Here is an 11,333-nt window from a genome sequence, read left to right on the forward strand (position 1 = left end):
TGTGATGGCAAATCTAAACAAAAAGATTGTTTATTAAACTGTGAATATAAAATTTTAACGCTTTATTATATTCGGTACAATTTATTTACTTTCACCCAAGCATTTATAAACAGCTGAAAAACCACTCCTTTTTATGCATTTAGAAACACTTGACTGGATAATTATAGTTTCATTTTTTATTGTTTTTATCGCAATAGGGCTACTCGTGGCCAAAAAATCTGGAAAGGACTCGAAGTCTTTTTTCCTTTCCGATAGAAATATGCCCTGGTGGCTGCTCGGCGTAAGTATGGTTGCAACTACGTTTGCAGCAGATACGCCCAATTTTGTTGCGGGTGTTATTCGGGAAGACGGGGTTTTTGGAAATTGGATCTGGTGGAGTTTTCTGTTAACGGGAATGTTGACTGTTTTTTTCTACGCAAAACTGTGGCGACGTAGCGGTATTACAACCGATCTGGAATTTTATGAATTGCGCTACAGCGGAAAAAGCGCCGCATTTTTAAGAGGTTTTAGAGCAATTTATCTGGGGGTATTCTTTAACATTGTTATTATGGCGAATGTGTGTCTGGCCGCAATTAAAATTGGACACGTAATGTTCGGGCTTTCTTCGTACGAAGTTTTGCTGATCGCCTCGCCAGTAGTAGTAATTTACTCGGCTTTTGGAGGATTGAAAGGTGTTTTACTAACAGATTTTGTGCAATTTATAATTGCCATGGTGGGCAGTATTTGGGCAACTATTTTTATAGTGAATATGCCAGAAATTGGTGGAATTGAAAACCTGCTCTCCACTCCTACCGTTGCTGCAAAAACTGCAATGCTGCCCGATTTTTCAAAACCTGAATTGTTAATTCCATTGCTTATCGTTCCCCTCGCTGTGCAATGGTGGAGCGTTTGGTATCCTGGAGCAGAACCCGGCGGTGGCGGTTATATTGCACAGCGAATGCTTGCAGCCAAAAACGAAAAACACGCTACTTGGGCTACTTTGTTTTTCAACTTTGCGCATTATGCGCTTCGTCCGTGGCCGTGGATTATTATCGGGCTGGCGTCAATTATAATTTATCCAAATCTTGAAAGTTTACAGGCTGCTTTTCCTAATTTAAATCCTTCATTTGTGAAAAATGATCTTTCCTATCCAGCTATGCTTACATTTTTGCCGGCTGGGCTTTTGGGAATTGTAATTACATCGCTTATCGCAGCTTTTATGAGTACTATTTCAACGCACTTAAACTGGGGAAGCTCTTACGTGGTAAACGACTTTTATGTACGTTTTCTTCGGAAAAACGCTACCGGCAAGGAACAAGTTGCCGTAGGTAGAACTTCAACAGTTGTAATGATGATTTTAGCCGGCTTACTGGCACTTGTTTTAGAAGAAGCGCGGGACGGTTTTAACTTATTGCTGTCAATTGGTGCAGGAACTGGACTACTCTTTATCCTGCGGTGGTTCTGGAGCAGAATTAATCCGTACAGTGAAATTGCAGCAATGTTAATTTCGTTTATAATCGCAGCTTTTTTCTTTGTAAACGGAAAAATGGATACCCCAATTATAGAAATGGCAGGACATTGGCAATTGGTATTTAGCGTTGCAATAACTACAATTGGATGGGTGCTTGTAACTTTAATGACGCAACCTTCAAATGCCGAGACTTTAAACAGCTTTAACAAACTTATTTTTGGAAATGAATCTAAGTTTAAAGGTTTTGGAATGAAAATCCTTGGGTTCTTTGCAGGTGTGGTTGGGGTTTATTGCTCCCTGTTTGCAATTGGGAATTTTATTTATAGCAATACCGTTTTGGCCCTTGGTTTAACCGCTGTAGCTGTGATTTGTGGGTTGGTGATTATTAGATCGTTTCAAAAGACAGATTAAAAGTTTTTAGGAACATTTTATTTTGTACCGTCAATCAGTTTCAGGATTTTATCCAAATCTTGCATTAAGGGACGATAATGAACCTCTTCAGTTGCGTAACTGGTGATGATAAACATGAGCACGTTATTTTCAAATTCCTTTGAATCCAATAAACTTAGGTTACTTTCTGTGACGTCGGTGCTGGGCAAGCCAATGGATTCAGACACTCCGGCCTTTTCAAAGATGGTGCGAAGGCTGTAATCATTTGTGCGGAACATATCCAGGACTTTTATGCGCTGAATGCCAAGTTCTTCCTCCTGTCTTCGAATATCTTCAATAGTTGAGATCCAATTGGTCAACTGTATTCTCAATTCAGTGTCGGAAAGATTTTTTAAATTTCCGGAATTGATAATTTCCTGCAAAAGTGAGTTGTTGGGGTTAAAAGCTATATCGGTTGAAAAAGTGGAATACAAAACTTTTGAAAATTCTTCTTCCGAAGGTGTTGCAGAAGGATCGCCGGTATATTCCAGTATTTGCTTGGCACCGCTGTAATTGTCTTGGTTAACCGCAATCAATTCCTTTAATTTCAATTTACTGGTCTGAAATTCTTCCTTTAAGCCCATTAAATAAGTTACTTCGTTTTTTTCAGTCAATCGTTTTTGGTTGGCGTTGTTTATGGCAAGGGCAATCAAGATGCCGATTACAACCAAGATAATTTCTCCCAAGGCGTAAAAAAGATATTTTGTAAATTTCTTTTCGGCGAGTAAGTTCTGTCTTATTCTTCTAAAAAATCTAAGCATTTATTTTCATTCTTTTAGCGCACTTTTACCTCCTTTTACCAAAAGCCAAACTGCCAGCGACATCTCTCCTATTACACTTGGAATAGCCACGAGGGCCAAAAAGATGGAACTGTATTCATCATAATTGAACAATAAAAAATGTGCTGCAGTGTCGAGCAGGTACATCGTTCCTGCAAGAATGAGGAAAAACACGATGAAGGATGGTTTTTGAAGAATTTTCCCAAGCAGGATTAAATGAATCCCGAAGAAAAATAATCCAATTAACCACATAATATTGAAGATTTCCACTTGTTTAAGAATTTCCGCAGCAGTGGTCAGCGACACTGTTAACATCAAAGCAAAAACCGCAATCCCCATAATGGCCGCGTGCATAATCCTGAAATAGGTACTTAGATTTGTCAAGGGATGTTTTTTGAACAAAAGATAGAGTGCCCAAGCTACGACAACATCAAAAACCGCCGCCACGAGAAAGGCCATCGCCCCAAAGCGCACCATTAAATTGTTTTGCTGAACTGTTTCGAGGGGCGCGGCAAGCAAGGATTCCAAAACAAAAAAGTTGGCGAATATTGCGGCAAAGAAAATTACCAAATAACTAAGTCCGGCGATAATGGATAGTTGTCTCGGGTTCATATTAAAATTTCAGTTTAAATAAAATGCATAGGAAGGTCGTTTGCCCTCTTTCAGATTCTTTTTTATACGTTTCAAATTTAATAAAAGTAAATAATATGTTCACAATCAATGGCCTATCAAAAGTTTCTCAGAAACACTGAAAGGTTATTTATACTATAATCTTGGATTTATGGGAATAATATTTGTTCTATAAAAGGAATTATAGACTCATAAAAAAACCTTCCGCGCGGGAAGGTTTTTTAAATAAATTGTAGTTCTTACTATAAGTAGATTAAAAGAGGTCTCGACCTATCAGCAGATTTAGTTATTCCCCAAAATCAAAGGCAGTCCACTATCGCCCGAACCAACCACCACTACTTTGGCATTTGGCGATTTTGCAAGTTCTAAAGTAGCGTCAATTCCTTTGTCCTGAAGGATTTTATCTGTTAATGAAGCACTTAAAATAGCATTCGCATCTGCTTTTCCTTGGGCTTCAATTCTAACTTTTTGAGCTTCTTTATCTGCTGTTACGAGTCTAAATTCATATTCCAAAGATTCTTGTTCCTGCTTCAGTTTTCTTTCGATCGCATCTTTAATTGTTGGCGGTAGGGTTACATCGCGCACCAAAATTTCATTTAATTGTACGTATTGTTTGTCAAGAATTTTTTTGGTTTCCTCAAAAATTTCTTCTTGAATTGCATCTCGCTTGGTAGAGTACAATTGTTCGGGCGTATAACGACCTACAACACTTCTTGCCGCACTTCTGATGGCTGGCTGAATAACACGTTGCAAATAATCTTCTCCTTTTTCTTGGTGTAACTTGGCAACATCACTGTAAATGGGTTGATACCAAGCAGAGGCATCCAATTTAATTTCAAGTCCGTTGCTGGATAGTACCTGCATTTTTTCACTAAGTTCTTGTTGGCGTACTTCATAAACGAAAACCCTATTCCAAGGCGCAATAATATGAAAACCTTCGCCAAGCGGCGGTTCATCGGTAACCACACCGTTTCCAAAAGTTTGATATAGCACACCTGCGTGACCGGAGTCAATAGTAACCGAAGATTTTGATACTAAAATTATCAGCAAAATAATTCCTACGATGACGGGTATTGTGAGTTTGGGTAATTTTTCCATTGTATATTTTTATATGGGTTAATATTTAGATGAGTCCGTTATATTTTCTTATAAACCATTCTGCTGCGAGTGCAAGAACGATAAGGGCGAGAAGATACTTCCAATCCACCAAAGGTACTACTTTTTGCTCGCTTTTCTCGATGTTTTGGAAGTTAGTATTTTCAATTAAAGCATTGATAAGCAAATCGCCCTCTGAGGCAAAGAAGGCTTTTCCGTTTGTATTTTGGGCCATGCGCCGAAGTTTTGAAACGTCGGCATTGAGGAATTGCTGCTCCACATTAAAATCCAAAATAGTGAAACTGCCACTGCTTGAAACCGCTTCGTTTGCCACCGAAACCGTGTAATTGTACTCTCCAGCCGAAAGACTGTTTAAATCTACTTCGTAATAATTGTTACGCAGCAGCATCGGGAAAACGGTCTGTTTTTCCGTCTCCGTATTTTTTACTGAAATATTCAACGAGGCACGATTGTCAAAAACATAATTTTTATCAAAATACTGGGCAGAAATTTTTATTGGATTATTGTTATAGTAAAATGTTTCCGAAGAGACTTCCAACCTGTTTCGGCGTTTGTTTGATGCTAAATATTGAACGAGATTTCCGATAAAATCATCAAAACTTTGAAAGCTTTCAGTTTGTAAAAAGCTACGCGCACGCCAACGCCAAAATCCTTCCCCATCCCAGATGGCATCGCGTTTGCCGTTTATTTCCATTGTGGCGAGCAATGGATTTCCGTTAGTAATTCCGTTAACGGTTTGTTCCAGCATTACTTCATTGGGCACGCTGATGGTTAATGCGCCAAATTCTGTATGCAAAGGCGGAAAATCGTTAAAGCCAATATCCTCAACCGCGAAAGTGCCATAGTTGCTGTTCAATTTGGCTTGAATGTCTTCATTGGCGTTGGAAGCCTCTTTGTTATAATGATCCTGCGCGCCGTTTAAAAAATACCAATCTGTGGATAATCCAGAAATAATTAGCGTGTTTTTACCCGTTTTTTCGATTTCATTAAAAATTGAAGCAAACCCCCTGTCCGGTTGATAGAGAATAACTAATTGATAATCGTTCAAAGAGTTTACGGCTTCCGCAGGTTTTTTAAACGCCACAGTGCGACGCTCATTAGATGTAACAGCCTTTTTTAACGCACCTAAATCTGGATGCGTAATTTTACTCACCACCAAAACGTTGGTAGCTTGGTCTATCACCTCTACCGCAAACTGCTTTTTATTGTTGGTTTTGTTATTTTCTTCGGCTAGCGGAAGCAGCTGCGCCGTATATTTTTGAAGGCCCACAGCATTGGCCGCCAGTGTAAAATTTAATGTTTTTGAAGATTCATTTTCAGAAAAAGAAACATTTGCTCTATAAACCGTTGCCGCGCCTTGTGTAACAATAAACTCAGAATTTACAGGTTTAAGGCCACTGTAATTTAAAATCACCTCTACCGGAAATTGATTTTTAAGAAATGCATACCGATTGGTATTTAGTTGTTCAATTTTTAAGTCGGTGTGTTTTACAGAATCCCCCAAAATTACTGGGTACATAGCATTTTTATATGATGCTGACGAAAATTCATAATCGTTTCCAAGGGTCTGATTGCCATCGGTTACAATAATGGTTGGTGCTGTTTTATTTTTAAACAGCCTGTTTGTTAAGGAAAGTGCTTTGGCAATGTTGGTGTTTTTTTCATCAAAAGATAGGGAATCGCTTTCGCGGAAATCATTTCCAAAGGAATAATACGAAACATCAAACTTGTTATTTAAATCTACGTTTTCCTTAAATTTTTGAAGTAATTCCGAAACATTCTCAGTTTGACCCAACTCACGTACCGACGCCGAGTTATCAATAAGCACAGGGAGTTTTGGCTTTTCAATGGTATAGGTTTCACTTTTAAATTTTGGATTAATAATTAAAAGCAGAATAGAAAATAAGGTTATAAAACGAAGTATGCCAAAAATCCATCGTAGCGAACCTGTTTGTTTAGACTTATAACCATACATAAAAACCGCCAGAGCAATAGATACTACTCCGGCGAGAATTATATAAAGTATGGTTTCTGTGGTCACTGAAAAAGTTTAAATATTTAGGAGTTTAAAAGTTGAAAAGCCAATAGTATGAGAAATTTATTATTTTCTGAATAAGTTCCGCAATCTACAACCAACCACCTAATATAACTTAGGTTAGCATTCCGCCATCAACGTTCAACACTTGGCCTGTAACGTATGCCGAAAGATCGCTAGCAAGGAAAACACACGCATTGGCAATATCTTCGGGAGAACCGCCGCGTTTTAATGGAATGGCATCCCGCCAACCTTGTACGGTAGCTTCGTCTAGTTTTCCGGTCATTTCAGTTTCAATAAAACCTGGAGCAATAACATTACAGCGAATATCGCGAGAACCTAATTCTAAAGCCACAGATTTAGAAAAACCAATGATGCCGGCCTTGGAAGCTGCATAATTTGTCTGTCCTGCATTTCCCTTCACTCCTACCACGGAGCTCATATTTATAATAGAGCCTTTTCGCTGCTTTAGCATGGTTCGTTGCACAGCTTTGGTCATATTGAAAACCGATTTTAGATTCACTTCAATCACTTTGTCGAAATCTTCTTCAGAAATACGCATTAACAGGTTATCTTTTGTAATTCCGGCATTGTTTACAAGTATATCAATGCTCCCAAAATCTTTTATAACCTCCTCGGCTAATTTTTGAGCTTCGTTAAAAGAAGCCGCATCACTTTTATAGGCTTTTGCCTGAACACCTGTTTTTGAAATCTCGTCTGCCAGGGCATTTGCGGCTTCGGCAGATGAACTATATGTAAAAGCTACATTGGCACCGTGTTGGGCAAATGTTTCAACTATACCTTTTCCTATTCCTCGGCTACCACCGGTGATTATTGCTGTTTTTCCTTCTAATAATTTCATATAATGAACATTTTTGATTTTAAACTAAATAGGTCTCGGCTGCGCTTTAGCTTCGCTCTGTGTTACCCGCTCGACCCAACATGTGTAAATTAAAAAACCGCAAAAGGCGGGGTTTCAAATATAACAAAAGGTTGCGGGTTCTCCATAAAAAAAGCCCTGCGAATTTCACAGAGCTAATTAAAGATTGAGACCTACAAGGTTCTTAAAACCTCGCAGGTTTAAAATTGCTAGTTATCCTAAAACTTCTTTTACTTTTTTACCAATTTCTGCTGGAGAATCTACAACGTGAATCCCACATTCGCGCATTACTTTTTTCTTAGCTTGCGCTGTATCGTCACTACCCCCTACAATTGCTCCGGCGTGGCCCATGGTACGCCCAGCAGGTGCCGTTTCACCAGCAATAAAACCAATTACAGGTTTTTTAATACCGCTATTTTTGTACCAATTTGCTGCATCTATTTCTAATTGCCCGCCTATTTCGCCAATCATTACTACGGCTTCGCTTTCAGAATCGTTTATTAGCATTTCCAGCGCTTCTTTAGTTGAAGTACCAATTATAGGGTCTCCTCCAATACCAATTGCAGTTGTAATGCCCAATCCTTGTTTTACTACTTGATCAGCCGCTTCATAAGTAAGTGTTCCCGATTTTGAAACAATTCCTACTGTTCCTTTTTTAAATACAAAACCTGGCATAATACCTACTTTTGCTTCGCCTGGGGTAATAACGCCCGGACAGTTAGGACCAATCAGGCGGCAGTCTCTATCTTTTAAATAGTCTGAAGCTGTAATCATATCTTTTACAGGAATTCCTTCGGTAATAGTAATAATTACTTTAATACCTGCATCGGCAGCCTCCATAATGGCGTCTGCAGCAAATGCAGGTGGCACGAAAATAATAGAAGTATCGGCGCCCGTTTTTTCAACTGCTTCTGAAACTGTGTTGAAAACAGGCCTATCTAAATGCATTTGCCCACCTTTTCCTGGAGTAACCCCTCCTACCACGTTGGTTCCGTACTCCAGCATTTGTTCGGCGTGAAATGTACCCTCACTACCCGTGAAGCCCTGAACAATTATTTTTGAATTTTTATTTACTAAAACGCTCATTTTTAACTATTTTCTATTGGTTATTTTTATTAATGATTGAAGTAGAACCAAAAGCAGATTCTCTTATAATCGCCGCAAAGATACAGTTTTTGGCAAGGCTTTTAAAAGATATTACACCTTAACTCTATGATAACTTTCGTTTGTATCATCCTTATCGGTTACAGGCTGGCTAACTTGATATCCCCGGTATATTAAATCGTCCTTTATTTCCCAAATGGCAATAAAATGGGCAATACCTAGTTCTTCATCAGAATTTTCCATCGTACGGATATAGTATTTATACCGAATGGTTACATGATTGCCATCAGCGAGCAAATGGCTTATCTCTACCCGTAAGTCGTTATAAGATCGCCGCACTTCGCCAAAGAAATTTACAATATCGTCATAATTCATGATCGTAAGTCCGTTGGCACTGTTCCAGATTAGGGTTAATTCTGGATGAAAAAATCGCTCCATCACAGTTTCATCCCTCAATATATCTGACCTGTAGAAGTTTCTGACTATTTCTTTTGCTTTATTCTTCATGATAATTTATTCAATTTTTCTATAATTTCTGGAATAAGCCTAATTGAAGCCAATTCCTTATACTTTTTTCTGAATTCATCTGCCGGTGTTCCAAAATAAGACTGGTTGCCTGGCAAGGATTTACTTACGCCACTTTTGGCCGAAATAACTGCTTTTTCGCCAATTGTAATACCACTGGTTATACCCACCTGCCCCCAAATTGTTACAAAATCTTCAATCACCACACAACCGGCAATACCTACTTGTGAAGCAATTAAACAACGTTTACCAATAACCGTATCGTGACCAACCTGAACTTGATTGTCCAGCTTGGAACCTTCACCAATTGTGGTTGCGGCAGTAACTCCTTTATCTATGGTGCAAAGCGCGCCAAGATCTACATTGTCCTGAATTACAACATTGCCACCGCTTAAAAGTTTATCAAATTTTTCAGGCCGATTTTTATAATAAAATGCATCGCTACCCAATATTGTTCCGGCGTGTATGGTTACATTATTGCCAATTACGGTATTGTCGTAAATACAAACATTGGAATGAATTAAGCAATTATTTCCAATTTTTACATTATTCCCGATAAAAACATTGGGCTGAATAATGGTATCTACACCTATTTTGGCAGATTCTGAAATTGCACTCTTTGCACTTTCAAATGGTTTAAAATGTTGGGTTAATTTATTGAAATCACGAAAAGGATCATCAGAAATAAGCAAAGCCTTGCCAGCGGGACAATCAACTTTTTTATTGATTAGGATAACCGTTGCCTGCGATTGTAGGGCTTTATCATAATACTTCGGATGGTCCACAAATACTATATCTCCCGGTTGCACTACATGAATTTCATTCATCCCCAAAACAGGAAATGCAGGTTCCCCTACATAATCGGAACCGATTATAACAGCTATATTTTCAAGGGTTTGGGGAGCAGGAAATTTCAAAATAAATAGTAAATATTAAGTGATTTTTTAAGACTTATAAACCCGAATTGGCAGGGCTACGCTTTTGTTATTCTTTAATTCTTTCTTGATACTGACCTTTATCGGTATCTATTCTAATTTTATCGCCTTCGTTTATAAACAGCGGGACGTTAATTTCGGCTCCTGTTTCTACAATGGCGGGTTTTGTGGCATTTGTAGCAGTATTGCCCTTTACACCTGGTTCGGTTGAAGTTACCTCCAAGATTACGTGAGCTGGCATTTCAACAGAAAGAGGGGCATTGTCTTCGGTATTTATAAGTACGGTAACTATTTCGCCTTCTTTCATTAACTCTGGTGTGTCAAGAATATCCTTCATTAACTGAATCTGTGAATAATCCTCGGTATTCATAAAATGATACATTTGGCCCTCGCTGTACAAATATTGGAATTTATGGGTTTCAACACGTACATCGTCTATTTTATGACCTGCCGAAAAGGTATTATCAATGGTTTTTCCAGTAGTAACACTTTTCATTTTTGTACGGACAAATGCCGGCCCCTTACCTGGTTTTACGTGAAGGAATTCAATAATTTTATAAATGTCGTTGTTATAGCGGATACAAAGTCCTTTTCTAATATCTGATGAAGTGGCCATTATTTATGTTTACGTTGAATTAATAATTAGTTTTTAATTTGAATTGAAATAGCCTTTCATAATTCCTCTTTTGGAATTTTTGATAAACTGAAGTATTTCATCGCGCTCAGGAGTGGCTTCCATTTCGGCCTCGATAATTTCAGTGGCTTGTGTAGTATTGTAATTTTTTTGATAGAGGAGTCTGTAAATATTCTGTATTTCGGTAATTTTTTGCGAACTGAAACCTCTTCTTCTTAACCCAATAGAATTTATCCCTACATAACTTAGGGGCTCGCGAGCGGCTTTTACAAATGGAGGAACATCTTTCCGCACTAAGGAGCCACCAGTAACGAAGGCGTGGTTACCAATCATACAAAACTGGTGAACCGCCGTCATACCGGCCAAGATAACAAAATCTCCAACAGTTACATGGCCTGCCAAGGTACTGTTATTGCTAAAAATACAGTTATCACCAACGATGCAATCGTGGGCTATATGACAATAAGCCATAATCCAACAGTTTTTACCAATAACCGTTTTGCCTCTATCTACCGTACCGCGGTTTATGGTTACATATTCTCGAATAGTTGTTCCATCACCTATTTCTGCTGTAGTTTCTTCATCCTTAAATTTTAAATCTTGTGGAATGGCCGAAATAACAGCACCGGGAAAAATGTTACAATTTTTACCAATGCGAGCTCCTTCCATAATTGTAACATTGCTCCCGATCCAAGTTCCTTCCCCAATAACAACATTATTGTGAATGGTTGTAAAAGGTTCAATAACAACGTTTTTGGCTATTTTTGCGCCCGGATGGACGTATGCAAGTGGTTGATTCATTTCTCTCGTTTAATG

The 11,333-nt window shown here is 38.5% G+C and carries 11 protein-coding genes; 1 reads left to right on the forward strand and 10 read right to left on the reverse strand.

The window, feature by feature from the left end; genetic code table 11:
• Positions 1-133 precede the first annotated feature (133 nt).
• Complete coding sequence (locus QCQ61_RS12620) at positions 134-1,861, forward strand: sodium:solute symporter family protein (RefSeq protein ID WP_279448010.1); 1,728 nt, start codon at positions 134-136, stop codon at positions 1,859-1,861.
• Between the two features lie 17 nt (positions 1,862-1,878).
• On the opposite strand, the gene QCQ61_RS12625 is transcribed toward QCQ61_RS12620, so the two are convergent.
• From QCQ61_RS12625 to lpxA, 10 genes are all read right to left on the reverse strand, one after another.
• A complete protein-coding gene (locus QCQ61_RS12625) occupies positions 1,879-2,640 on the reverse strand; it encodes a DUF6090 family protein (protein ID WP_279448011.1) in 762 nt (253 codons plus the stop codon).
• Positions 2,641-2,646: 6 nt separating this feature from the next.
• Entirely contained in the window at positions 2,647-3,270 is a 624-nt protein-coding gene (locus QCQ61_RS12630; RefSeq protein WP_279448012.1) for a DUF4386 domain-containing protein, read from the reverse strand.
• Positions 3,271-3,570: 300 nt separating this feature from the next.
• The gene (locus tag QCQ61_RS12635; protein WP_279448013.1) at positions 3,571-4,386 is read right to left on the reverse strand and encodes a prohibitin family protein; all 816 of its coding nucleotides are present in this window, start codon (positions 4,384-4,386) and stop codon (positions 3,571-3,573) included.
• Positions 4,387-4,411: 25 nt separating this feature from the next.
• On the reverse strand, positions 4,412-6,445 hold the full coding sequence (locus tag QCQ61_RS12640) for a vWA domain-containing protein (RefSeq protein ID WP_279448014.1): 2,034 nt from the start codon (positions 6,443-6,445) through the stop codon (positions 4,412-4,414).
• A 109-nt stretch (positions 6,446-6,554) separates the two neighbouring features.
• The gene (gene fabG / locus QCQ61_RS12645) at positions 6,555-7,301 is read right to left on the reverse strand and encodes a 3-oxoacyl-[acyl-carrier-protein] reductase (RefSeq protein WP_279448015.1); all 747 of its coding nucleotides are present in this window, start codon (positions 7,299-7,301) and stop codon (positions 6,555-6,557) included.
• Between the two features lie 231 nt (positions 7,302-7,532).
• Positions 7,533-8,405, reverse strand: coding sequence for a succinate--CoA ligase subunit alpha (gene sucD, locus QCQ61_RS12650; protein ID WP_279448016.1), 873 nt, complete (start codon positions 8,403-8,405; stop codon positions 7,533-7,535).
• Positions 8,406-8,516: 111 nt separating this feature from the next.
• The gene (locus QCQ61_RS12655) at positions 8,517-8,930 is read right to left on the reverse strand and encodes a nuclear transport factor 2 family protein (protein WP_279448017.1); all 414 of its coding nucleotides are present in this window, start codon (positions 8,928-8,930) and stop codon (positions 8,517-8,519) included.
• A complete protein-coding gene (locus tag QCQ61_RS12660) occupies positions 8,927-9,865 on the reverse strand; it encodes a UDP-3-O-(3-hydroxymyristoyl)glucosamine N-acyltransferase (protein WP_279448018.1) in 939 nt (312 codons plus the stop codon). Before QCQ61_RS12660 ends, QCQ61_RS12655 begins: the two co-directional genes overlap by 4 nt.
• A gap of 67 nt (positions 9,866-9,932) precedes the next feature.
• A complete protein-coding gene (gene efp / locus QCQ61_RS12665) occupies positions 9,933-10,499 on the reverse strand; it encodes an elongation factor P (protein WP_279448019.1) in 567 nt (188 codons plus the stop codon).
• 33 nt (positions 10,500-10,532) lie between these two features.
• Positions 10,533-11,318 carry an acyl-ACP--UDP-N-acetylglucosamine O-acyltransferase gene (gene lpxA, locus QCQ61_RS12670; RefSeq protein WP_279448020.1) on the reverse strand — a complete coding sequence of 262 codons (786 nt, stop codon included), beginning with the start codon at positions 11,316-11,318 and terminating at the stop codon, positions 10,533-10,535.
• Positions 11,319-11,333 lie beyond the last annotated feature (15 nt).

The organism is Aequorivita marisscotiae (assembly GCF_029814825.1).
GTDB lineage: Bacteria > Bacteroidota > Bacteroidia > Flavobacteriales > Flavobacteriaceae > Aequorivita > Aequorivita marisscotiae.

What these genes read in the sequence shown, in the direction of transcription:
- QCQ61_RS12635 (WP_279448013.1), bottom strand. Translation starts at nt 4,386, where the DNA reads ATGGAAAAATTACCCAAACTCACAATACCCGTCATCGTAGGAATTATT.
- QCQ61_RS12625 (WP_279448011.1), bottom strand. Translation starts at nt 2,640, where the DNA reads ATGCTTAGATTTTTTAGAAGAATAAGACAGAACTTACTCGCCGAAAAG.
- QCQ61_RS12620 (WP_279448010.1), top strand. Translation starts at nt 134, where the DNA reads ATGCATTTAGAAACACTTGACTGGATAATTATAGTTTCATTTTTTATT.
- QCQ61_RS12655 (WP_279448017.1), bottom strand. Translation starts at nt 8,930, where the DNA reads ATGAAGAATAAAGCAAAAGAAATAGTCAGAAACTTCTACAGGTCAGAT.
- sucD (WP_279448016.1), bottom strand. Translation starts at nt 8,405, where the DNA reads ATGAGCGTTTTAGTAAATAAAAATTCAAAAATAATTGTTCAGGGCTTC.
- efp (WP_279448019.1), bottom strand. Translation starts at nt 10,499, where the DNA reads ATGGCCACTTCATCAGATATTAGAAAAGGACTTTGTATCCGCTATAAC.
- QCQ61_RS12630 (WP_279448012.1), bottom strand. Translation starts at nt 3,270, where the DNA reads ATGAACCCGAGACAACTATCCATTATCGCCGGACTTAGTTATTTGGTA.
- fabG (WP_279448015.1), bottom strand. Translation starts at nt 7,301, where the DNA reads ATGAAATTATTAGAAGGAAAAACAGCAATAATCACCGGTGGTAGCCGA.
- lpxA (WP_279448020.1), bottom strand. Translation starts at nt 11,318, where the DNA reads ATGAATCAACCACTTGCATACGTCCATCCGGGCGCAAAAATAGCCAAA.